At 62.8% G+C, this 23865-nt stretch carries 22 protein-coding genes; 18 read left to right on the top strand and 4 right to left on the bottom strand.

The window, feature by feature from the left end:
* The first annotated feature begins 88 nt into the window (after positions 1-88).
* From EB231_RS21350 to EB231_RS21310, 9 genes are all read left to right on the top strand, one after another.
* Positions 89-412 (top strand): FtsB family cell division protein, encoded by a 324-nt coding sequence (locus tag EB231_RS21350; protein WP_172350602.1) that lies wholly within the window; start codon positions 89-91, stop codon positions 410-412.
* 192 nt (positions 413-604) lie between these two features.
* Positions 605-1642, top strand: coding sequence for a pyruvate dehydrogenase (acetyl-transferring) E1 component subunit alpha (gene pdhA / locus EB231_RS21345; protein ID WP_056567938.1), 1038 nt, complete (start codon positions 605-607; stop codon positions 1640-1642).
* A 14-nt stretch (positions 1643-1656) separates the two neighbouring features.
* Positions 1657-3042: a pyruvate dehydrogenase complex E1 component subunit beta gene (locus EB231_RS21340; RefSeq protein ID WP_172350601.1), complete on the top strand. Its 1386-nt coding sequence runs from the start codon at positions 1657-1659 to the stop codon at positions 3040-3042.
* 18 nt (positions 3043-3060) lie between these two features.
* Positions 3061-4443, top strand: a complete 1383-nt coding sequence (locus tag EB231_RS21335) for a pyruvate dehydrogenase complex dihydrolipoamide acetyltransferase (protein WP_172350600.1) — start codon at positions 3061-3063, stop codon at positions 4441-4443.
* A gap of 247 nt (positions 4444-4690) precedes the next feature.
* On the top strand, positions 4691-5326 hold the full coding sequence (locus EB231_RS21330) for an SGNH/GDSL hydrolase family protein (protein ID WP_172350599.1): 636 nt from the start codon (positions 4691-4693) through the stop codon (positions 5324-5326).
* Between the two features lie 16 nt (positions 5327-5342).
* Complete coding sequence (gene lpdA / locus EB231_RS21325; RefSeq protein ID WP_172350598.1) at positions 5343-6806, top strand: dihydrolipoyl dehydrogenase; 1464 nt, start codon at positions 5343-5345, stop codon at positions 6804-6806.
* 99 nt (positions 6807-6905) lie between these two features.
* On the top strand, positions 6906-7163 hold the full coding sequence (locus EB231_RS21320) for a GlsB/YeaQ/YmgE family stress response membrane protein (RefSeq protein WP_091586392.1): 258 nt from the start codon (positions 6906-6908) through the stop codon (positions 7161-7163).
* Between the two features lie 137 nt (positions 7164-7300).
* Positions 7301-8266 (top strand): lipoyl synthase, encoded by a 966-nt coding sequence (gene lipA / locus EB231_RS21315; RefSeq protein ID WP_172350597.1) that lies wholly within the window; start codon positions 7301-7303, stop codon positions 8264-8266.
* A gap of 98 nt (positions 8267-8364) precedes the next feature.
* Positions 8365-8823: a type II toxin-antitoxin system RatA family toxin gene (locus EB231_RS21310; RefSeq protein WP_172350596.1), complete on the top strand. Its 459-nt coding sequence runs from the start codon at positions 8365-8367 to the stop codon at positions 8821-8823.
* Here the strand turns inward: EB231_RS21310 and EB231_RS21305 are convergent.
* Both EB231_RS21305 and EB231_RS21300 read right to left on the bottom strand, forming a co-directional pair.
* Positions 8799-9308: a CinA family protein gene (locus tag EB231_RS21305; protein ID WP_172350595.1), complete on the bottom strand. Its 510-nt coding sequence runs from the start codon at positions 9306-9308 to the stop codon at positions 8799-8801. The two genes, EB231_RS21310 and EB231_RS21305, sit on opposite strands and share 25 nt — an antisense overlap.
* Positions 9305-10528: a bifunctional 2-C-methyl-D-erythritol 4-phosphate cytidylyltransferase/2-C-methyl-D-erythritol 2,4-cyclodiphosphate synthase gene (locus tag EB231_RS21300; protein ID WP_172350594.1), complete on the bottom strand. Its 1224-nt coding sequence runs from the start codon at positions 10526-10528 to the stop codon at positions 9305-9307. Before EB231_RS21300 ends, EB231_RS21305 begins: the two co-directional genes overlap by 4 nt.
* Before the next feature lie 243 nt (positions 10529-10771).
* Between EB231_RS21300 and dusB the strand changes: the two genes are divergently transcribed.
* The 8 genes from dusB (at position 10772) to hflX (ending at position 20907) form a co-directional block, all read left to right on the top strand.
* Positions 10772-11800: a tRNA dihydrouridine synthase DusB gene (gene dusB, locus EB231_RS21295; RefSeq protein WP_172350593.1), complete on the top strand. Its 1029-nt coding sequence runs from the start codon at positions 10772-10774 to the stop codon at positions 11798-11800.
* The gene (locus EB231_RS21290; protein ID WP_172350592.1) at positions 11797-12939 is read left to right on the top strand and encodes a two-component system sensor histidine kinase NtrB; all 1143 of its coding nucleotides are present in this window, start codon (positions 11797-11799) and stop codon (positions 12937-12939) included. The genes dusB and EB231_RS21290 overlap by 4 nt, the downstream gene beginning before the upstream one ends.
* A complete protein-coding gene (ntrC, locus tag EB231_RS21285; protein WP_019858034.1) occupies positions 12936-14396 on the top strand; it encodes a nitrogen regulation protein NR(I) in 1461 nt (486 codons plus the stop codon). Before EB231_RS21290 ends, ntrC begins: the two co-directional genes overlap by 4 nt.
* 126 nt (positions 14397-14522) lie before the next feature.
* Positions 14523-16808 (top strand): sensor histidine kinase NtrY-like, encoded by a 2286-nt coding sequence (locus EB231_RS21280; protein WP_172350591.1) that lies wholly within the window; start codon positions 14523-14525, stop codon positions 16806-16808.
* A complete protein-coding gene (gene ntrX, locus EB231_RS21275; protein WP_010909346.1) occupies positions 16798-18159 on the top strand; it encodes a nitrogen assimilation response regulator NtrX in 1362 nt (453 codons plus the stop codon). The genes EB231_RS21280 and ntrX overlap by 11 nt, the downstream gene beginning before the upstream one ends.
* A 101-nt stretch (positions 18160-18260) precedes the next feature.
* Complete coding sequence (locus tag EB231_RS21270) at positions 18261-19124, top strand: D-amino-acid transaminase (RefSeq protein WP_172350590.1); 864 nt, start codon at positions 18261-18263, stop codon at positions 19122-19124.
* Positions 19125-19269: 145 nt separating this feature from the next.
* Positions 19270-19515: an RNA chaperone Hfq gene (gene hfq, locus EB231_RS21265; RefSeq protein ID WP_006202172.1), complete on the top strand. Its 246-nt coding sequence runs from the start codon at positions 19270-19272 to the stop codon at positions 19513-19515.
* Positions 19516-20907 (top strand): GTPase HflX, encoded by a 1392-nt coding sequence (gene hflX / locus EB231_RS21260; protein ID WP_172350589.1) that lies wholly within the window; start codon positions 19516-19518, stop codon positions 20905-20907.
* 51 nt (positions 20908-20958) lie between these two features.
* On the opposite strand, the gene mazG is transcribed toward hflX, so the two are convergent.
* The gene (mazG, locus tag EB231_RS21255) at positions 20959-21783 is read right to left on the bottom strand and encodes a nucleoside triphosphate pyrophosphohydrolase (RefSeq protein WP_172350588.1); all 825 of its coding nucleotides are present in this window, start codon (positions 21781-21783) and stop codon (positions 20959-20961) included.
* An 80-nt stretch (positions 21784-21863) separates the two neighbouring features.
* Positions 21864-23048 carry an amino acid aminotransferase gene (locus EB231_RS21250; protein ID WP_172350587.1) on the bottom strand — a complete coding sequence of 395 codons (1185 nt, stop codon included), beginning with the start codon at positions 23046-23048 and terminating at the stop codon, positions 21864-21866.
* 179 nt (positions 23049-23227) lie between these two features.
* Here EB231_RS21250 and EB231_RS21245 point away from each other — a divergent pair, with 179 nt between their 5' ends.
* A complete protein-coding gene (locus EB231_RS21245; RefSeq protein ID WP_172350586.1) occupies positions 23228-23821 on the top strand; it encodes a histidine phosphatase family protein in 594 nt (197 codons plus the stop codon).
* The last annotated feature ends 44 nt before the right edge of the window (positions 23822-23865 follow it).

The following is a 23865-nucleotide window of genomic DNA, read 5'->3' as shown; positions in this document are numbered from 1 at the left end:
CCGGGCAGGGCTCCGTAACCGTCCGTTAAGCACAATCGGGTGAAAAAGATCGTGAGCCGCCTGAGTTCGCGGCTGCGAGGAACGGGCGATGTGGACGCGTCAGCACAAGCAGAGAAATACCGGCCGGCTGATCATCCCTTCGCTTTGCGTCGTGTTCCTGACCTATTTCGGCTTCCATGCCTATCACGGCGAATTCGGCATCAATTCGAAATATCAGCTGGAAGCCCAGGCGGTCGCGCTGCAGGCGCAGCTTGATGCCGTCAAGGCGCGCCGGATGGAGCTCGAGCGGCGCGTTCGGCTTATGCATGACGGCACGCTGGAGAAGGACATGCTCGACGAGCAGGCGCGCAGGGCGCTCAATCTGTCCCAGGCCGATGAGATCACCATCATGTTGCCAGCTTCGGTGAAATAACCGTATTTCAGTTAATCAGCAATATTTTCAATGATTTTAATCGCTTAGGCGCATGCCAGCTATGCAAATTCGTCATGGCGCAACGCTGTAACGCGTGTTAGCCTTGCATAAATCGGTGGGGAGAGCTGATCTTCCCAGGGCGGATTCATCCTGCCCTAATGTCCGCCAAGAGACGCCAACAGGGAGTGATGCATGGCCACCGCAGCCAGAAAAGCGCCTGCCAAATCGAAATCCGACGGCAAATCGGGTCTTTCCGCGCCCAAGCCCGCTGAATTCACCAAGGACGAAGAGCTTGCCGCCTACCGGCATATGCTGCTCATCCGCCGCTTCGAGGAAAAGGCCGGCCAACTCTACGGCATGGGCTTCATCGGCGGCTTCTGCCATCTCTATATCGGCCAGGAAGCGGTCGTCACCGGCATGAAGATGGCGCTGATCGAGGGCGATCAGATGATCACCGCCTATCGCGACCACGGCCACATGCTGGCGATGGAGCTTTCACCGCGCGGCGTCATGGCTGAACTGACTGGTCGCCGTGGCGGCCTGTCGCGGGGCAAGGGCGGCTCCATGCATATGTTCTCCAAGGAGAAGCATTTTTACGGGGGCCACGGCATTGTCGGCGCACAGGTGTCGCTCGGCACCGGACTGGCCTTCGCCAATCGCTACCGCGACAACAACAATGTCTCGCTGACCTATTTCGGCGATGGCGCCGCCAACCAGGGCCAGGTCTATGAAAGCTTCAACATGGCCTCGCTATGGAAGCTGCCGGTGATCTACATCATCGAGAACAACCGCTACGCCATGGGCACGTCGGTTTCGCGCTCTTCCGCGGAGACGGATTTCTCGCATCGGGGTGCGTCCTTCAAGATTCCAGGTATCCAGGTCGACGGCATGGATGTGCGCGCGGTCAAGGCCGCCGGCGAACTCGCCACCGAATGGTGCCGTGCCGGCAATGGCCCGCTGATCCTCGAAATGCAGACCTATCGCTATCGCGGCCACTCGATGTCGGATCCGGCGAAATACCGCTCGAAGGAAGAAGTGCAGAAGATGCGCTCCGAGCATGACCCGATCGAGCAGGTCAAGGCGCGGCTGATCGAGAAGAAGTGGGCGACCGAGGACGAATTGAAGACCATCGACAAGGAGGTTCGCGACATCGTTGCCGACGCCGCCGAGTTTGCCCAGAACGATGCGGAGCCGGATCCGTCCGAGCTCTGGACCGATATCGTATTGTAAGGGAGGGCCAGGACATGCCGATCGAAATTCTCATGCCCGCTCTCTCGCCGACCATGGAAGAGGGCAATCTTTCCAAGTGGTTGAAGAACGAGGGCGACAAGGTCGTCGCCGGCGACGTTATCGCCGAGATCGAAACCGACAAGGCGACGATGGAAGTCGAAGCTGTCGATGAAGGCACTCTGGCCAAGATCGTGGTTCCAGCCGGCACTGAAGGCGTCAAGGTCAATGCGGTGATCGCCGTGCTTGCGGTTGAAGGCGAAGACACCGACAAGGCCGGCGAAGGCATCGGCGAAGAGCCCGCCAAGGCTGAAACGGCTGCACCGGCACCGGTTGCGGCCAAGAGCGCGGCCGCGGCACCAGTCGCGGCGGCACCGAAGACCGAGATCGCCACCGATCCGGATATTCCTGCCGGCACCGAGATGGTCTCGACCACGGTGCGCGAAGCGCTGCGCGATGCCATGGCCGAGGAGATGCGCCGCGACGGCGATGTCTTCGTCATGGGCGAGGAGGTCGCCGAATACCAGGGCGCCTACAAGATCACGCAAGGGTTGCTGCAGGAATTCGGACCGCGTCGCGTCGTCGACACGCCGATCACCGAGCACGGTTTTGCCGGCGTCGGCGTCGGTGCGGCGATGGCCGGGCTGAAGCCGATCGTCGAGTTCATGACCTTCAACTTCGCCATGCAGGCGATCGACCAGATCATCAACTCGGCCGCCAAGACGCTCTATATGTCGGGCGGCCAGATGGGTGCGCCAATAGTGTTTCGCGGACCGAACGGCGCTGCCGCCCGTGTCGCCGCCCAGCACTCGCAGTGCTACGCCGCCTGGTACAGCCACATTCCGGGCCTGAAGGTTGTGATGCCGTATACGGCCGCTGACGCCAAGGGCTTGCTGAAAGCAGCAATCCGCGACCCCAACCCGATCATCTTCCTCGAGAACGAAATCCTCTACGGCCAGTCCTTCGACGTGCCGAAGCTCGATGATTTCGTGCTGCCGATCGGCAAGGCGCGCATCCACAAGCAAGGCAAGGACGTCACCATCGTCTCGTTCGGGATCGGCATGACCTATGCGGTCAAGGCGGAGGCGGAATTGCGCGGCATGGGCATCGACGCCGAGATCATCGATCTCAGGACCATTCGCCCGCTCGACCTCGACACGATCATCGCCTCGGTCAAGAAGACCAATCGGCTGGTCGTGGTGGAAGAGGGCTTCCCGCAGAACTCGGTCGGCGACCACATCGCCAACCAGGTCTCGCAGCGCGCCTTCGATTTCCTCGACGCGCCGGTCATCACCATTGCCGGCAAGGATGTACCGATGCCTTATGCGGCAAACCTCGAGAAGCTGGCATTGCCGAATGTCGGCGAGGTCATCGAGGCGGTCAAAGCCGTCGCATATCGCTGAACCGGGCGGGAGGACAAAATGCCAATCAACATCACCATGCCGGCGCTCTCGCCCACGATGGAAGAGCGCAATCTGTCAAAATGGCTGGTCAAGGAGGGTGACAAGGTTTCGCCGGGCGATGTCATCGCCGAGATCGAGACCGACAAGGCGACGATGGAGGTCGAAGCCGTGGATGAGGGCACGGTCGCCAAGCTCGTCGTTCCGGCCGGCACCGAAGGCGTCAAGGTCAACGCACTGATCGCCGTCCTCGCGGCCGAAGGCGAAGACGCGGGCGCCGCCGCGAAAAGCGGTGGCGGTGCCGCACCGGCGAAAGCCGAGGCGCCGAAGGCGGATGCCAAGGCTGAAGCACCAAAAGCCGAGGCACCGAAGGCCGAGGCGCCAAAGGCCGAACCTGCCGCCCCCGCGCCCAAGGCGGCTCCGGCCGCCAATGGTCATGCGGCTGGCGAGCGCACCTTCGCCTCGCCGCTTGCGCGCCGTATCGCCAAGGAGGCCGGCGTCGATGTGTCTGGTGTGACCGGCACCGGCCCGCATGGGCGGGTGGTGAAGGCCGACGTCGACGCGGCGATTGCCGGTGGCGGCGCCAAGGCGGCGCCACCGGCCAAGGCTCCGGCCGGCGCGCCGGCTGCTGCTTCCGCTCCTGCCGTGAAGGCGATGTCGGACGACCAGGTGCTGAAGCTGTTCGAGGAGGGCTCCTACGACCTCGTCCCGCACGACAACATGCGCAAGACTATCGCGCGCCGCCTCGTCGAGGCCAAGACCACCATTCCGCATTTCTACCTGACGCTCGACTGCGAGCTCGACGCGCTGCTGGCGCTGCGCACGCAGATCAATGCCGCCGCCCCGGTGAAGAAGACCGACAAGGGTGAGGCGCCCGCCTACAAGCTGTCGGTCAACGACATGGTCATCAAGGCGATGGCGATGGCGCTGAAGGCGGTGCCGGATGCCAATGCGTCATGGACCGAGACCTCCATGGTCAAGCACAAGCATGCCGATGTCGGCGTCGCCGTCTCGATCCCCGGCGGCCTGATCACGCCGATCATTCGGCATGCCGACGAGAAGTCGCTGTCCACCATCTCCAACGAGATGAAGGATCTGGCGAGCCGTGCACGCAGCCGCAAGCTGAAGCCGGAAGAGTATCAGGGCGGCACCACGGCGGTGTCGAACCTCGGCATGTTCGGCATCAAGGACTTCGCCGCCGTCATCAACCCGCCGCATGCGACGATCCTGGCGGTGGGTGCCGGCGAGGAGCGGGCCGTGGTCAAGAACGGCGAGATCAGAATAGCCACCGTGATGTCGGTGACGCTGTCGACGGACCATCGTGCCGTCGACGGGGCACTTGGCGCCGAACTGCTGGTCGCCTTCAAGCGGTTGATCGAGAATCCGATGGGCATGCTGGTCTAGGCAAGGGGAGAGGCGGTGCGGAAATTCTTCACCAGCCTTTTCGCCTTCATCCTTTCCGGATTCGCCGGCGGCGTTGGTGGCGCAGCAACCGGCTGTCATCGCCAACGCACAGGAAGAGTACACCCTGGTGTTCTTGCTCTCAGCATTGGTAACGGTTGTCTCCACCCTCGTCCTCTCGTTGTGCGATGGCTTTTCGTGCGCTGGCGAGCAGGGCCCGGTTTGATTGAAGCAAGGACGGGTTGAACGGATGAAGACGGTGCTTTGCTACGGCGATTCTCTGACCTGGGGTTACAATGCCGAGGGTGGCCGCCATGCACTGCAGGATCGCTGGCCAAGCGTGCTGCAGGCTGGGCTTGGCGACGGCGTCCAGGTCATCGCCGATGGCCTCAATGGCCGCACCACGGCCTTCGACGATCATCTGGCTGGGGCGGATCGCAATGGCGCGCGGGTGTTGCCGACGGTGCTGACGACGCACGCACCGATCGACCTGATCGTCATCATGCTCGGCGCCAACGACATGAAGCCGTGGATCCACGGCAACCCGGTCGCGGCCAAGCAAGGCATCCAGCGATTGATCGACATCGTGCGTGGCCATGACTATCCGTTCGACTGGCCGGCGCCACAGATACTCATTGTGTCGCCGCCCGTTGTAAGCCGCACCGAAAATGCCGACTTCAAGGAAATGTTCGCCGGCGGCGATGATGCTTCCAGGCATCTGGCACCGCAATATGCGGCGTTGGCCGACGAAGTCGGCTGCGGTTTCTTCGATGCCGGCACCGTGGCGCAAACCACACCGCTCGATGGCGTCCATCTCGACGCCGAAAACACGCGAAACATCGGCAAGGCGCTGACACCGGTCGTGCGCGTCATGCTGGAATTGTGATTGAAGGAGAAAAACCGTGGCTGAGAACTACGACGTCATCATCATCGGCTCCGGCCCGGGCGGCTATGTCACGGCGGTGCGTTCCGCCCAGCTCGGCTTCAAGACGGCGATCGTCGAGCGGGAGCATCTCGGCGGCATCTGCCTCAACTGGGGCTGCATTCCAACCAAGGCGCTGCTGCGCTCGGCCGAGATCATGCACTATTCCGATCATTTGAAGGACTATGGCCTGAAGCTCGACGGCAAGGTCAGTGTCGACACGTCGGCTGTCGTCGACCGGTCGCGCAAAGTCTCGCTGCGGCTCAATGGCGGCGTTGCCTTCCTGATGAAGAAGAACAAGGTCGACGTCATCTGGGGCGAAGCCAAGCTGTCGAAGGCTCCTTCTGGCGACAAATTGGGCGAGATCGTCGTCTCCAAGACGGCCAAGAAGCCGATGGAGCCGCAGCCGCCAGTGCCGAAGGGCGTCAAGGGCGAGGGCACCTACACCGCCAAACATATCATCCTGGCGACCGGTGCGCGGCCCCGCGCGCTGCCTGGCATCGAGCCGGACGGCAAGCTGATCTGGACCTATTTTGAAGCCATGGTGCCGAAGGAGATGCCAAAATCGCTGCTGGTGATGGGCTCGGGCGCCATCGGCATCGAATTCGCTTCCTTCTACCGCACCATGGGTGCCGACGTAACGGTCGTCGAATTGTTGCCGGCGGTGATGCCGGTCGAGGATGCCGAAGTCTCGAAATTCGCGCAAAGACAGTTCGAGAAGCAAGGCATGAAGATCATCCTCGAGGCCAAGGTGACCAAAGTCGAAAAGGGAGCCAATTCGGTCACCGCGCATGTCGAGATGAAGGACGGCAAGGTCGAGAAGATCACCGCCGACCGCATGATTTCGGCCGTCGGCGTGCAAGGCAACATCGAGAATCTTGGGCTTGAAGCGCTTGGTGTGAAGACCGACCGCGGCTGCGTCGTCGTCGACGGTTACGGCAAGACCAATGTACCGGGCATCTACGCCATCGGCGATGTCGCCGGCCCGCCAATGCTTGCCCACAAGGCCGAGCATGAGGGCGTCGTATGTGTGGAGAAGATCGCGAATTTCCCCGGCGTGCATGCCATCGACAAGCTCAAGATCCCCGGTTGCACCTACTGCAATCCGCAGGTCGCCTCCGTCGGCCTGACGGAAGCCAAGGCCAAGGCCGAGGGCAAGGATATCCGCGTCGGCCGCTTCCAGTTCGCCGCCAACGGCAAGGCGATCGCGCTTGGCGAGGACCAGGGCTTCATCAAGACCATCTTCGACAAGAAGACCGGTCAGTTGCTCGGTGCCCATATGGTGGGCGCCGAAGTGACCGAGCTGATCCAGGGCTTTGTCGTGGCGATGAACCTTGAGACGACTGAAGAGGAGCTGATGCACACCGTCTTCCCGCATCCGACGCTGTCGGAGATGATGAAGGAAAGCGTGCTCGACGCCTATGGCCGCGCGTTGAACGCATGATAGATTCGCCGCAAGAGACTCAGCCGCGAAAGCCCTGGGAACTCGGCGGCAAGGCAGTTCATTTCCGGATGCATTTTTACGCGCGCAAGGAGAAGGCATATGCACTTGAACGGCGTGGGCTGGATCGCAGCCATCATCATTGGCGGCCTGGCAGGCTGGTTCGCCGAAATGTTCATGAAGAGCAACACCGGCATTTTCATGAACATTATCATGGGCATCGTTGGTGCGGTGGTATTGAACGCCATCCTGCAGGCGCTCAATTTCGGTCCATTCGGCGTCGGCTGGATTGCCTACCTGATCACCGGCTTCATCGGTGCCTGCCTGCTGATCTGGGTCGGACGCCTGGTGCGCCGTTAAAGGCATATCGTTGCGGCTATGCGAAAACGGTTGTAGCGGCATGCGCCGCTGCAGCCTTTTTCTTTGCGCCGAAAAGTCCTAGATGACGTTAAAGTGACGATCGCCGACAGGCGATCGCGAGAAAAGCCAAGGTTCAGATGGTCACGGTCCTCGACACGATCGCCAACGCGCCGCGGTTGCGGCACCCCGAGAAGGCGCACAAGCCCGACCAGGAAGTTTTGCGCAAGCCGGATTGGATCCGCGTCAAGGCGCCGGTCTCGAAGGGCTATGCCGAGACGCGTGAGATCGTCAAATCCCACAAGCTGGTGACGGTCTGCGAAGAGGCTGGGTGCCCCAACATTGGTGAATGCTGGGAAAAGAAGCACGCCACATTCATGATCATGGGCGAGATCTGCACCCGCGCCTGTGCCTTCTGCAATGTCGCCACCGGCATTCCAACCGCGCTTGATCCTGGTGAGCCTGCCCGCGTCGCGCATGCCGTCAAGCAGATGGGGCTCAGCCACGTCGTCATCACCTCCGTCGACCGCGACGATCTCGCCGATGGCGGCGCTCAGCACTTCGCCGACGTGATCCGGGCCATCCGGGCGGCAACGCCGTCGACCACGATAGAAATCCTGACGCCGGATTTCCTGCGCAAGGACGGTGCGCTTGAGATCGTCGTGGCGGCCAAGCCCGACGTTTTCAACCACAATCTCGAAACAGTGCCGTCCAACTATCTTAAGGTCCGGCCGGGTGCTCGCTATTTCCACTCGATCCGGCTGTTGCAGCGGGTCAAGGAACTCGATCCGTCGATCTTCACCAAGTCCGGCATCATGGTCGGGCTGGGCGAGGAGCGGAATGAAATCCTGCAGCTGATGGACGATCTGCGTTCGGCCAATGTCGACTTCATGACCATCGGCCAATATCTGCAGCCGTCGAAGAAGCACCACCCGGTGATCCGCTTCGTCACCCCGGAGGAATTCAAATCCTTTGAGACGATCGGCCGGACCAAGGGTTTTCTGCTGGTGGCATCGAGTCCGCTGACGCGCTCATCGCACCACGCCGGCGACGATTTCGCCCGGCTACGCGCGGCGCGGGAAGCGCAGCTCCAGAAATCGCTCTGATGCATGGCGCCCAAAGTGAGAACGACATGCATAAAAACGAAGATTCTGAAGCGCGTCGCGTGAATCCGTTTCGACGCGACCCGCTTTAGAGCTGGTTCATGCCGAAATTCGAAGCCACCCGCCGCGTTACCCATACGCCGCAGCAGATGTTTGCGCTGGTTGCCGATGTCGAGGCCTATCCGCAATTCCTGCCGCTTTGCGAAGCGCTGACGGTGCGCTCGCGCAAGGAGCGTGATGGGCGCACCGTTCTCGTCGCCGATATGAGCATCGGCTACAAGGCCATCCGCGAAACCTTCACGACGCAGGTGCTGCTGAAGCCCGACGAGAACGCCATCGACGTAAAGTACATCGACGGCCCGTTCAAATATCTGAGCAATGTCTGGCGTTTCGAGCCCAATGGCGCCGGCTGTGCCGTCCGCTTCTTCATCGACTATGAGTTCAAGAGCCGCATCCTGGGCGCGGTGATGGGCACCATGTTCGACCGTGCCTTTCGCATGTTCGCCGAGGCTTTCGAAAAGCGCGCCGACGTCATCTATGGGGTTGCGCCGCCGGCCTGATGCTGGCCGAGCGCACGCAGACCCAACTCCAGCGCTTGCCTGACCGTTTCGCGGCGGATGAAAGCACGGCCGTTGTCGGCGAACAGCTGGCGTTCGGCGGTCACCGTTTGCCCAGCAAGGCCGACGCCAAACCAGACCAGGCCGACAGGTTTTTCCGCCGAACCGCCGCCGGGCCCGGCGATCCCGGTAACCGCCAGGGTCAACCCTGCGCGCGAGCGGGAAAGCGCACCGGCGGCCATCTCGATCGCTGTCTCGCGGGAAACCGCGCCATGCGCGTCGAGCGTGGCAGCGGAAACGCCAAGCATGTCCATCTTGGCTTCATTGGAATAGGTGATGAAGCCGCGATCGACCACGGCGGAGGAGCCTGCAATGTCGGTCAGCGCGGCAATGATCATGCCGCCGGTGCAGCTTTCCGCCGTGGCCACCATGATGCCGCGCTCGCGGCAGGCCTCGAACAGGGCAATTGCCAGCTCGCCGTTGCTCATTCCGGCACCTCGCCGGGGAAAACCACGCTGGCGGTAGCGATCGCCGCGATGCCTTCCTCGCGGCCGACGAAGCCGAGTTTTTCGTTGGTTGTGGCCTTGATCGAGATGCGGTCGGCGGAAATCCCCAGCATCTGCGAAAGGGCCGATGTCATCGCCTCGCGGTGCGGGCCGACACGCGGCGCTTCACAGATAAGCGTGATGTCGGCATTGGCGATGCGTCCGCCGCGCTCGCGCACCACCCTCGCCGCATGTTCGACGAATATCCGCGACGCGGCACCCTTCCACTGTCGATCGGACGGGGGAAAATGCGTGCCGATGTCGCCGGCGCCGCAGGTCGCCAGCAGCGCATCGGTCAAGGCGTGCAGGCCGACATCGGCATCGGAATGGCCGGACAATTTCTTGTCGTGCGGAATGGCGACGCCGCACAGGGTCACGTGATCGCCAGCCTCGAAGGCATGGACATCATAGCCGTTCCCGGTGCGGATGTCTGGGAAGTGTATTCGTTCGCTGGAAAGTCGCTGGTGCGCCATGGCGATGTCCCGTGCCCAGGTGAGTTTGACATTGTCCGGCGAGCCCGGAACGAGCTTGACCGGAATATGCGCCCATTCGGCGATGGCCGCGTCATCGGTGAAATCGAGCTTGCCCAACTGATGGGCCTTGTCATGTGCGGCGAGGATCGGCCCGTAGGGAAAACCTTGCGGTGTTTGCGCCGCGTGCAGCCCGCTGCGGGAAACGGTTTCCGCGACCACGCCGGATGCCGACTCGCGCTTCAGCGTGTCGGCGACGGGCAGGGCAGGCAACGCCCCCTCGTGTTCGCTGATGGCGGCGATGGTGCGGTCGATCAAGTCCGCGTCGACGAAGGGGCGGACGGCATCGTGAATCAGAACCTGGCCCGGCGCGTGGCCCTTCAGCGCCAGAAGCCCGAGCCGGACGGACTCCTGCCTGGTCGGCCCGCCGATGACGGCGATGACACGCTGGGCCTGGGCACCCGCCGCCTGCCGGAACAGTTCGTGATCGTCGGCGTGGATGGCGACGACAATCTGGCCGGTTCGCGGATGGGCAAGAAACATCTCCAGCGTATGCGCAATGACCGCGCGGTCGCCGATGTTCTGGTACTGCTTGGGTCCGTTGGCCTGCCCGGCACGAGCGCCCCGGCCGGCGGCGACGATCACCACCGCAACCCCACCTGTCGCGCTCGAGTTTTCACTTCCGTCAGTCATGGCGATTGGCTTAGCGCACGATCCCCAAAAGTGTAATTGGTTTTCCGAAAAGATCGTGCGTCAAATATGAATTCCAAGGTGTCCCCGACGCGTCCTCAAGGACGCGGGGCGCCCGGGGTCGCGACAAAACCGAAGGGCCGGCATTTTCCCAATTGCGCCTTAATGTGGCGTCATTCCGCGTTGCACATTGCGGCGGTTCTGGCTAGAGAATGTGCAACGAATGGACGTGCTTGGTTTTTGTGCATGGTTAACCTGACCAAATTGGCCGCGCCTCTCGACGTTGGCGGCGTGGAAATCCGCAATCGCGTGTTCCTCGCGCCGATGTCGGGTATTACAGACGAGCCTTTCCGGCAACGCGCCCATGCGCATGGCGCTGGCCTTGTCGTGTCCGAAATGGTGGCAAGCGGCGAACTGGCCAAGGGCAGGGCCGGCTTCGACCTGCGCATACGTCATTCCGGGCTGCCCGTCCATATGGTGCAGCTTGCCGGCCGCGAGGCGGCCCATATGGCCGAAGGCGCGCGGATCGCCGCTGGCGAGGGCGCCGACATCATCGACATCAACATGGGCTGCCCGGCCAAGAAGGTTACCGGCGGCTATGCCGGTTCGGCATTGATGCTCGACCTCGACCATGCACTGTCTTTGATCGAGGCCGTGGTTGGCGCGGTGAAGGTGCCGGTGACGGTCAAGATGCGGCTTGGGTGGGACGAAGGTGCGCTCAACGCACCGGTCCTTGCGCGCCGTGCCGAGCAGGCGGGCGTCAGCATGGTGACGGTGCACGGTCGCACGCGCTGCCAGTTCTATCAGGGCAAGGCCGACTGGCGTGCCATCGCTCGCGTCAAGGAAGCTGTGTCGATTCCTGTCGTTGCCAATGGCGATGTCTGCTCCCCGGCCGAAGCGGCCACCATTCTAGAGCAATCCGGCGCCGACGCGGTGATGGTCGGCCGCGCGCATTATGGCGCGCCCTGGATCGCCGGTGGCATCGCAGCCGCGGCGGCAGGCGAAACGGCCGTCTACGTACCGCAAAATCCCGCGGCATTGGCCGACTATATTGTCGCCCACTACGAGGACATGCTGGCGCTTTATGGTGTCGAGAGCGGCTTGCGGCAGGCGCGCAAGCATCTGGGCTGGTATCTCGATCGCCATGCCGTTGGCGTTGCCGACGACGACCGGAAAGCCATCCTGACCACGTTCGAGCCGGACCGCGTCATTGCCTTGCTGCGAGATGTGTTCTCGCGCGATCCGCAACCCTTGATCCTGAGGAGCGCCGCATGAACGCCACCGCAGGCCAGGTCGCTGAAATGGCGGATGCCGCCCAGATCGTTCTCAACACCATCCGGCGTCCGGTGATCATGATCAGCGAGGAGGGGTTCATCACCTTCGCCAACGCCGATGCCGAGGACTTCTTTCGCTCCAGCGCGACCATGCTGGCGCGCAACACGCTGTCCAAGCTGATCCCCTTCGGCAGTCCGCTGCTGACCCTTGTCGACCAGGTGCGCGAGCGCCGGGCTCCGGTCAACGAGTATCGCGTCGATGTGTCGTCGCCACGCCTCGGCATCGAGAAGGTCGTCGATCTCTATGTCGCGCCGGTGCCGGAATTCCCTGGCTCCGTCGTGGTCATGTTCCAGGAACGCTCGATGGCCGACAAGATCGACCGGCAGATGACGCATCGTGGTGCGGCGCGCTCGGTGACCGGCCTGGCGGCGATGCTTGCCCATGAGATCAAGAACCCGCTCTCCGGCATTCGCGGTGCCGCCCAGTTGCTCGAACTGTCCGCCTCCGATGAAGACCGCGCGCTGACCCGGCTGATTACCGACGAGACGGACCGTATCGTGTCGCTGGTCGATCGCATGGAGGTGTTTTCCGACGAGCGGCCGATCGATCGATACCCCGTCAACATCCATGTCGTGCTCGACCACGTCAAGGCGATTGCCAAGAACGGTTTTGCAAAGAAAATCAAGATAATGGAGGACTATGATCCATCATTGCCTCCGGTATTCGCCAATCGCGACCAGCTGATCCAGGTGTTCCTGAACCTGGTCAAGAACGCCGCTGAGGCGATCGGCAGCGACCCGCAAGGGGAGATCGTGCTGTCGACCGCCTTCCGGCCGGGCATTCGCGTTTCGGTTCCCGGAACGCAGGACCGCGTATCGCTGCCGCTGGAATTCTGCGTCCGCGACAACGGCTCCGGCGTCTCGGAGGATATCCTGCCGATCCTGTTCGATCCCTTCATCACCACCAAGCCGAACGGCTCTGGGCTGGGGCTGGCATTGGTCGCCAAAATCGTCGGCGAGCATGGCGGCATCATCGAATGCGACTCGACCCCGCGCGGAACCACTTTCCGCATCCTGATGCCGGCCTGGAAGGAAACGCCGTTCGGCGCTGAAGAAGACGGTGAAGGAGACCGCAAATGACGGTTCGCGGCAATATTCTCGTCGCCGATGACGATGCGGCGATCCGCACCGTGCTCAATCAGGCCCTCTCTCGCGTCGGCCATGAGGTGCGCGTAACCTCCAACGCCTCGACCTTGTGGCGCTGGGTGGCGGCGGGTGAGGGCGACCTTGTCATCACAGACGTGGTGATGCCGGACGAAAACGCCTTCGACATGCTGCCGCGCATCAAGAAGGCGCGGCCGGAGCTGCCCGTTATCGTGATGAGCGCCCAGAACACGTTCATGACGGCGATCCGCGCATCCGAGACCGGCGCCTATGAATATCTGCCAAAACCGTTCGACCTGACCGAACTCCTCAACATCGTCAACCGGGCGCTGTCGGAGCCAAGGCGGCCGAAGATCGATGCGCGGCCGGATGAGCAGCCCGAAACGATGCCGCTGGTCGGCCGTTCGGCGGCCATGCAGGACATCTACCGCATGCTGGCACGCATGATGCAGACTGACCTGACGGTGATGATCTCGGGTGAATCCGGCACCGGCAAGGAACTGGTGGCGCGTGCGCTGCATGAATATGGCCGCCGTCGTGGCGGGCCGTTCGTCGCCATCAACATGGCGGCGATTCCGCGCGACCTGATCGAATCGGAGCTGTTCGGCCACGAGAAGGGCGCCTTCACCGGCGCCCAGAACCGCTCCACCGGCCGTTTCGAGCAAGCCGAGGGCGGCACCCTGTTCCTCGACGAGATCGGCGACATGCCTATGGAGGCGCAGACGCGCCTGCTGCGCGTCCTGCAGCAGGGCGAATACACGACGGTCGGCGGCCGCACGCCGATCAAGACCGACGTGCGCATTGTCGCCGCCACCAACAAGGATCTGCGCACCCTGATCAACCAGGGACTGTTCCGCGAGGATTTGTTCTACCGCCTCAACGTCGTGCCGCTGAGGCTGCCGGCATTGCGTGAGCGCTCCGAGGACGTGCCTGACCTCGTGCGCCACTTCTTCAAGCTTGGCGAGATGGAGGGTCTGCAGACCAAACGCATCTCTTCCGGCGGCATTGAACTGATGAAGCGTTACCCATGGCCCGGCAATGTGCGCGAACTGGAAAACCTCGTTCGCCGGCTCGCCGCGCTCTATTCGCAGGACGAGATCTCCGCCGAGATCATCGAGGCGGAGCTCAAGACCGGGGAACGGCCCGTGGTCCCCGGCGGCGGCAACCTCATCCCCGACGACCTCTCCATCGGCCAGGCGGTTGAGCATTTCCTGCAGCGCTATTTCGCCTCGTTTGCCGGCGAATTGCCGCCCGCCGGACTCTATCAGCGCATCCTGTCCGAAGTCGAATATCCGCTGGTCCTGGCCTCGATGACGGCGACTCGCGGCAACCAGATCAAGGCGGCGGAGCTGCTGGGCCTGAACCGCAACACGCTGCGCAAGAAGATTCGCGAACTCGGCGTCAATGTCTATAAATCATCGCGGCCAGGCTGAGCGCTGATCCGATCCCGCTCTTTTCAGGGGACTGAGCGGCGAAAGATTTCCGCCATTGTCACACTTGTTGCATAATCGCCACAATGCGTTGCATAGATCGGACGCAATCATTGGCTCCAAGGCGATATGGCTCCGCAGGCACCTGTACTCGACCAACCGCTCTTCAGCGAACCCGGCGCGCGCGACGGGCGCCGCTTGCTGGCGCTGCCCGGAGTGGTGGCGGTCGTCGGCGCGCTGGTCATGGCGGCCATCTCCTTCACCATCCTGGTCGGTGCGACGCCGATCGCGCCTGACGCCAGGACGACCTGGGCGCTGATCGCGCTCAACGCCGCTTTCGTGATCTTCCTCAGCGCCCTGGTTGGGCGCGAGGTGCATCGCATCGTCATGGCGCGCCGGCATGGCAAGGCGGCCTCGCGGCTGCATGTGCGCATCGTCGCCATGTTCGCGCTGGTTGCCGCCATTCCCGCCATCATGGTGGCGATCATTGCCTCGATCACGCTCGATATCGGCCTCGATCGCTGGTTCGAGATTCGCACCAAGACGATCGTCAATTCCTCGCTGTCGATCGCCGATGCCTATGTCCAGGAAAACGCCCGCAATCTGCAAGGCACGACGTTGTCGATGGCCTATGACCTCGATGCGTCGCGCACGCTCTACGGCCTTGACCGGACGGGCTTTCTCGACCTCCTCAACAAGGAGGCGGTGGGCCGGTCGCTGGCCCACGCGGCGCTGATCAAACCCGACGGCTCGTTCGTCATGAGCGCCCAGACCGATGCCGATTTCGCCATGCCGGAACCGCCGGAAGGCTCGGTCAGCAGCGCCACCGACGGCAGGCCGGTGCTGATAGAGCCGCGCACCCGCAACATCATGGGCGCCATCGTCAAGCTGCGTGAGATCGAGGGCCTTTACCTCTACACCATCCGATTGGTCGATCCCGAGGTGATCAAGGCGCGACAGATCGTCAGGTCCAACACGGACGAGTACCGCAATCTCGAAGACAACAGGCGCACCTCGCAAGTGGCCTTCGCGCTGCCTTATCTGTCGCTGACCCTGATCATCATCCTGTCGGCGATCTGGACCGGCATTGCCGTCGCCGACCGTCTCGTGCGGCCGATTCGCCAGCTCATCGGTGCCGCCGACGAGGTGGCGACCGGCAATCTCGACGTCGCTGTCCCCGTCAGGCCTTCCGATGGCGATGTCGCCTCGCTCGGCGACACCTTCAACAAGATGCTGCTCGAGCTCAAATCGCAACGCAACGAAATCCTGTCGGCAAAGGACCTGATCGACGAGCGGCGGCGCTTTTCCGAAGCCGTGCTTGCCGGTGTCACCGCCGGCGTCATCGGCGTCGATCCCTACGGCATCATCACCATCGTCAACCGTTCGGCCGAATCGATGCTGGCCATCTCCGCCAGTGCCGCGCTCGGACAGAACCTTTCCGCCATTCTGCCGCATGTCGGCCGCGTCTTCGAGATCGGCCGCCAGTCAGGCAAGCCCGTCTACCGCGAGCAGGTGACATTCTTCCGCGCCGGCACCGAGCGCACCTTCAACGTGCAGATCACCATCGAGGCGGGCGATGACGGATCGGAGGAGAAATCCTACGTCGTGACGGTCGACGACATCACCGATCTGGTTCAGGCGCAGCGTTCTTCCGCCTGGGCCGACGTGGCGCGCCGCATCGCCCACGAGATCAAGAACCCGCTGACGCCGATCCAGCTTTCGGCCGAACGCATCAAGCGCCGTTACGGCAAGGTCATCACCGAGGACCGCGAGGTTTTCGACCAGTGCACCGACACCATCATCCGGCAGGTCGAGGATATCGGCCGCATGGTCGACGAATTCTCCGCCTTCGCGCGCATGCCAAAGCCGGAGATGAAGGCCATCGATTTGCGCGAATCGCTGCGCGAGGCTTCGTTCCTGGTCGAAGTCAGCCGGGCCGACATCACGTTCGAGCGGATATTCGGCAACGAACCGCTCAAGGGCACGTTCGACAGCCGCCTTCTGGCGCAAGCTTTCGGCAATGTGATCAAGAATGCCGCCGAAGCGATCGATGGACTGGAACAGAAGGATGGTTCGCACGGCATAATCCGGATTCAAGCCGGCCGTCAGAATGGCGCGATTCGTATCGACGTCATCGACAATGGCAAAGGCCTGCCGCGGGAGAATCGCCAACGGCTGCTCGAGCCCTATATGACCACACGAGAGAAGGGCACCGGGCTTGGTCTCGCTATCGTCAAGAAGATCGTGGAGGACCATGGCGGCCGGCTGGAACTTCATGATGCACCTGCGGACTTCCATGGCGGGCGCGGCGCGATGATCAGCATCATCCTGCCGCCCGCGGCCGCCACGCCGCCGCGCGGTGAGGCCAAGACGGAACACGAAAGAGAAACTGAAAAGGTCGGTAATGGCGTCTGATATTCTCATCGTCGATGACGAGGAAGACATCCGCGAGCTCGTCGCAGGTATCCTGAGCGACGAAGGTCACGAAACCCGCACGGCGTTCGACGCCGACAGCGCGCTAGCTGCCATAGCCGATCGGGCGCCGAGATTGATTTTCCTCGACATCTGGCTGCAGGGTTCGCGTCTGGACGGGTTGGCGCTGCTGGACGAGATCAAGACCATGCATCCAACCTTGCCGGTGGTGATGATCTCCGGCCACGGAAACATCGAAACGGCGGTCTCCGCCATCCGTCGTGGCGCCTATGATTTCATCGAGAAGCCGTTCAAGGCCGATAGGCTGATCCTCATTGCCGAGCGCGCGCTCGAAACCTCGAAACTGAGGCGCGAGGTGTCCGACCTCAAGCAGCGCAGCGGCGAGACCTTCGACTTGATCGGCATGTCGTCGGCGATGAGCCAGTTGCGTCAGACCATCGAGCGCGTCGCGCCGACCAACAGCCGTGTCATGATCATCGGCCCGTCCGGCTCGGGCAAGGAACTGGCGGCGCGAGCCATCCACACGCTGTCGGCCCGCAAGGGCGCGCCGTTCGTGACGCTGAGCGCCGCCAACATCACGCCCGAGCGCATGGAGATCGAACTGTTCGGCACCGAATCGAACGGTGTCGAGCGCAAGGTCGGCGCGCTGGAAGAAGCCCATCGCGGCATCCTCTACATCGATGAAGTGGCAGACATGCCGCGCGAGACGCAGAACAAGATTCTGCGCGTGCTGGTCGAGCAGCAGTTCGAGCGGGTAGGGGGCACAAAGCGGGTCAAGGTCGATGTCCGCATCATCTCCTCGACCTCGCAGAATCTGGAAGCCATGATTGCCGACGGCCGTTTCCGCGAGGATCTTTATCATCGCTTGGCTGTGGTTCCCGTGATGGTGCCGGGACTGGCCGAGCGGCGCGAGGATATTCCCTATCTCGTCGACAATTTCATGAAGCAGATCGCCCGCCAGGCCGGTATCAAGCCGCGTCGCATCGGCGATGACGCGCTGGCCGTGCTGCAGGCGCACAACTGGCCAGGGAACGTCCGCCAGCTGCGCAACAATGTCGAGCGGCTGATGATCCTGGCGCGGGGCGACGACGTCGATGCGCCCATCACCGCGGACCTGCTGCCGTCAGAGATCGGCGATGTCATGCCGCGCACGCCGAATCAGTCCGACCAGCACATCATGGCGCTGCCGCTGCGCGAGGCGCGTGAGCAGTTCGAGAAGGACTATCTGATCGCCCAGATCAACCGCTTTGGCGGCAACATCTCGAAGACCGCCGAGTTCATCGGCATGGAACGCTCGGCCCTGCACCGCAAGCTGAAGTCGCTGGGAGTCTGACAGGCGCGATGTCTGTTCAGCCACGCCTGGGCCAAGCATTTGCCGGTTACGGCCAAGGCGGAATCGCATAAGAAAGCCCGAGAGTTCTCCAGGGGTCGCCAATGCCGCGCATTGCTTATGTCAACGGGCGCTACGTCGCTCACGCGGATGCTTCCGTGCATATCGAGGATCGCGGCTATCAATTCGCCGACGGCGTCTATGAGGTCTGCGAGGTGGCGCGCGGCTTCATCGTCGACATGCCGCGCCACCTTGCGCGGCTGAACCGCTCGCTGACCGAACTGTCGATCGCCTGGCCGGTCGCGCGCAACGTGCTGCCGCTCATCCTGCGCGAAGTGGTCAACCGCAACCATGTCGTCAACGGTCTGGTCTATGTCCAGGTGACGCGCGGCGTTGCCAGCCGCGACTTTGTCTTCCCGTCGGCGGACACCAAGCCGTCCCTGGTGGTGACAGCCAAGAAGGCCGATCCCGCCGCCGGTACAAAGCGGGCCGAAACAGGCATCGCGGTCATCACCGTGCCCGAGAACCGCTGGGACCGGGTTGACATCAAGAGCGTCGGACTGCTGCCCAATGTATTGGCCAAGCAGAAAGCCAAGGAAGCGGGCGCCCAGGAGGCATGGTTCGTCGACACCGACGGCAACGTCAAGGAAGGCGGGTCGTCGAACGCCTGGATCGTCACCAGGGACGGCGTCCTGGTCACCAGGCCGGCCGACCATGGCATCCTGCGCGGCATCACCCGCACGACCATGTTCGAGGTGGCGGCAAAGCTCGGTCTGAAGATCGAGGAGCGCGGTTTTTCCGTTGCCGAGGCCAAGGTGGCGCGCGAGGCTTTCATCAGTTCCGCGACCACGATTGCCATGCCGGTCGTATCGATCGACGGCGATCCGGTCGCCAATGGACACCCCGGCTCAATAACACTTTCGTTGCGGCAAGCCTTTTTTGACGTTGCGGAAAAAAGTCCAGCCTGATAACCGCACAGGTGGAATGAACATCAATATATCTCGTTCTGCTTGTCGTTACTGACGACAAGACGGTGTTTGCGTGCTTGACATGTGCCCGACAATTTGGCGCATTGGCTAGCAAACCGAAGGGGATCGGCGAAAGACAAGAACAATGGCGGAACGATCGCAAAACCTTCAGGACCTGTTCCTGAATTCAGTTCGAAAGAGCAAGAACCCGCTCACCATCTTCCTCATCAACGGCGTGAAGCTGACCGGCGTGGTCACTTCGTTCGACAATTTCTGTGTCTTGTTGCGCCGCGACGGCCACTCCCAGCTCGTCTACAAGCACGCCATTTCCACGATCATGCCGAGCCAGCCGGTTCAGATGTTCGATGGCGAGGAAAGCCAGGGCGCCTGATTGGCACGTGAGAAAGACGCGGACGCTACGGTTCGCGGAAAACCAGCACATCATCCCGGGACGGAAGCCAAGGGGCCGACCCGGGCTGTCGTCATTGTGCCCGTGCTTACCCGCCAGCCGCGCGGCGACGACGACACCAACCGTCCTCGGTTGACGCGGTCGGCTGAAGCCCGTCACGACGAGGCGGTCGGCCTTGCCCGGGCCATTAATCTCGACCCCGTCCATACGGCCGTCGTGACCGTCAACGACCCACGCCCGGCGACCTTGCTCGGCAGCGGCAAGGTCGAAGAGTTTGCCGAGATCGTCAAGGAGAAGGACGCGGAGCTGGTCATCGTCGACCATCCTCTGACCCCGGTGCAGCAGCGCAATCTCGAGAAGGAGCTGCATGCCAAGGTGTTGGACCGCACCGGATTGATCCTCGAGATCTTTGGCGAGCGCGCCCGCACCAAGGAAGGCACGCTGCAGGTCGAACTTGCCCATCTCAACTACCAGAAGGGCCGCCTTGTCCGCAGCTGGACCCACCTTGAACGTCAGCGCGGCGGTGCCGGCTTCCTCGGCGGCCCCGGCGAAACCCAGATCGAATCCGACCGGCGGCAATTGCAGGAAAAGATCATCAAGCTGAAGCACGAACTGGAAACGGTTCGTCGTACCCGCGATCTGCACCGCGCCAAGCGCAAGAAGGTGCCGTTCCCGGTGGTGGCGATCGTCGGCTACACCAATGCGGGCAAATCGACCCTGTTCAACAGGCTGACCGGAGCGGACGTGCTGGCGCAGGACATGCTGTTCGCCACGCTCGACCCGACGCTGCGCCGCGTGCGCCTGCCGCATGGCACGCCGATCATCCTGTCGGACACGGTCGGTTTCATCTCGGACCTGCCGACGCATCTGATCGCCGCCTTTCGCGCGACGCTGGAAGAGGTGGTCGAGGCCGATCTCGTCATCCACCTGCGCGACATTTCCGATCCCGACACGGCCGCACAGGCCGAGGATGTCGAACGCATCCTGGCCGACCTCGGTGTCGACGCCGGCGATACCAAGCGCGTGATCGAAGTCTGGAACAAGATCGATCTGCTCGACGAAGGCAACAGGAACCGCCTGCTTGCCGACGCCGCCGACGGCAACAAGGGGCCGCCGATCGCCGTATCTGCCGTAACCGGCGAGGGCATCGATGCGCTAAAGTCAATCATCGAGACACGCATGGCGGGCGAACTCGAAGACCTGACGGTGACGATCGAGCCGGCGCAGTTCGGTCTTGTCGACTGGCTTTATCGCAATGGCGATATTGTTTCGCGCACCGACAATAACGACGGCAGCGCCACCATCTCGCTCAAGGCGACACAAAGTGCGCGCGAAGAGATCGAGAGCCGATTGCGTCGTAAAAACAACGGGTAGCCCGGAGTAATTCCGGGAAAGCGTGCAGCGCACTCCGTCTGGTTGACAGGTCTACTTCGCGCTCTTCGCTTCCTGCCAGAGCGCTTCCATCTCGGCCAGGGTGGCCTTTTCCAGCGTATTGCCCGACTTTTCCAGGGCCTGCTCGACATAGTGGAAGCGTGAGCGGAATTTCTCATTCGTACCGCTCAGCGCCGCTTCCGAATCGAGCTTGAGATGCCGCCCGAGATTGACGACGGCGAACAGCATGTCGCCGAACTCGTCCTTGATCGACGCCGCGTCGCCCTTGGCAAGTGCCTCGCGCAATTCCCCGATCTCTTCCTCGATCTTGTCGAGGATGGGGGCCGCCTCGCTCCAGTCGAAGCCGACACGCGCAGCCTTCTCCTGAAGTTTTAGCGCCCGCGTCAAAGCTGGCAGGGCGACCGGAACACTGTCCAGAAACCCTTTGCCATTGTCTTCGGGGTCAAGACCGCGCGCGAGGCGGGCTTGCCGCTTCTCCGCCTTCTCCTCGGCCTTGATCTTTTCCCACATGCCCTTGGCCATGCCGGCGCTGCGGGCCTTTTCGTCGCCAAAGACATGCGGGTGGCGACGGATCATCTTGGTGGTGATGGCCTGGACCACGTCCGGGAAGGCGAATTCACCCGCTTCCTCGGCCATTTGCGCGTGATAGACGACCTGCAGCAGGAGATCGCCGAGTTCGTCGCGCAGGTCATCGAGATCACCACGGGCGATGGCATCCGCCACCTCATAGGCTTCCTCGATCGTGTAGGGGGCGATGGTCGAGAAATCCTGCTCGATGTCCCAGGGACAGCCTGTCTTCGGCGCGCGCAGCGCCGCCATGATCTCGATCAGGCGCGAAATGTCTTTCGATGGCGTCATGCGGCGCATGCTATCCTGCGGCCCGACGCGCGGCCAATGTTGTCAGCCGGCGAGGGGCCCTTGTCCACAGGTGAGCCGCTTCAGTCGAGTACGGAGACGATGGCCTTGGCGAGGTCGTCCATCCCATCCTCGGGCAGTCCGGCGACATTGATGCGGCTGTCGCCGACCATGTAGACGCCATGTTCGGTGCGCAGCCGTTCGACCTGCGCTTCCGTGAGGCCAAGCCGCGAGAACATGCCGCGATGGCTGGCGACGAAGTCGAAGCGGTCGGAGTTGGACTGCCGGCGCAACGCCTCGGCGAAAGCCACGCGAAGCCTCAGCATGCGCAGACGCATCTCCTCGAGCTCGGCTTCCCAGTCGGCACGCAGGCCAGCGTCTTCCAGCACGATGCGCACCGCCGCGGCACCATGGTCCGGCGGCATCGAATACATGGCGCGTGCAGCCGAGAGCATCTGGCTCATCGCCACATCCGCCTGGGCACTGTCCCTGGCCAGGACCATCGCCGCGCCGACACGGTCGCGATAGACGGCGAAATTCTTCGAGCAGCTTGACGCGACGACCATTTCCGGAACCTTCGCCGCCAGCAGCCGCAGGCCGAGAGCGTCGGCCTCGAGCCCGTCGCCAAAGCCCTGATAGGCGATGTCGACGAACGGCAGCAGACCGCGCTCGACGACGAGGGCGGTGACGGCCTCCCACTGCGCCGCATCCAGGTTGGCGCCGGTCGGGTTGTGGCAGCAGCCATGCAGCAGCACCACGTCGCCGCTCTTGGCCGTGCGCAACGCCGCCAGCATGTCGTCGAAACGAACCGCACCCGAGGCCGCATCGAAATAGGGGTATTCGCGGATCTGGAGGCCGGCGGCGCGCATCACCGGCATATGGTTCGGCCAGGTCGGGTCCGATAGCCAGACGGTGGCATCCGAGCGCGTCCGCTTCAGCAGTTCCGCCACCAGGCGCAGCGCACCGGAGCCGCCAGGCGCCTGTGCCGCCCGGATGCGCGTCATGTCCGCGCCCGGGCCGAAGGCGAGCTTGGCCATCACCGCGTTGAAGCCGACATCGCCGGCAAGGCCAAGATAGGTCTTGGTATCCTGGCTGCTCAGCAGCCGCTTTTCGGCCTCGCGCACGGCGCGCATGACCGGCGTCTTGCCGTCGCGATCCTTGTAGACGCCGACGCCGAGGTCGACCTTGTTGGGCCGCGGATCGGCGCGATAGAGGCCGATCAAGGCCAGGATCTTGTCGGCGGGAGCTGGCTGCAGGTCTTCGAACATCACTATGGTTCCGTTGGCGCGGCGGAGTGATACGCAAATCGAGCGTGATGCACCAGCGGTTTTAGTTTTGCGAAACAGAAGGCGGTATCCAAGGGTGTGGCCTTTCGATCGAAGCGACAGCCGCTATTCTAATCGCAGCGTATGCGCCGCTTCGAAAGCGGCTTGGGGATGACTGCTTCATGCTGGTACGGCTGACGATGATCTGCAGCGGCGCCACGGCCGCGACACGCCTGGGGGCGTTTCCTGCGGACGAGCCGTTGGAGGCGCGCTCGCTGACGCAGGCGAAGGCGATACGCGGAACGCTGCGTCGCGCCGAACGCGTGTGGACAGCGCCCTCGCTTCGTGCCCGGCAGACCGCCGAGGCGCTGGGGTTGGACGCATCGGTCGAACCCCTTCTGGCGGATCAGGATCATGGAAGCTGGGTCGGCAAGAGCTTTGAGGAGGTTCAGGCGGAGGCGCCCGAGGGCGTGGCTGCCTGGCTGACAGACCCCAATGGGTCGCCGCATGGCGGCGAGTCGCAGGCCGACGTTGCCCATCGGGCCTCCAACTTGATGAACCGGCTAATCGCCGAGCGTGGCCATACGATCGCGCTGACCCATGCCAGCGTCATCCGCACCGCGATCGTGCATGTTCTGGGTGCTCCGCTTGCCGCCTGTTGGAAGATCGACATCGAGCCGCTGAGCATCACCGATTTTCGCAGCGACGGCCGCAGATGGGTGTTGCGCGCCTGCGGCGTGACTACGCCCAAACCGGCAAAACCATTTCGCCCCTGAGAGCCGCGCTGGGCCAGGGTACTGCAACTATGTCCTCCGAAGAG

Origin of the sequence: Mesorhizobium sp. NZP2298, assembly GCF_013170825.1 — a bacterium.
Lineage (GTDB): Bacteria > Pseudomonadota > Alphaproteobacteria > Rhizobiales > Rhizobiaceae > Mesorhizobium.
This window is presented reverse-complemented; position numbering and strand designations above follow the sequence as displayed.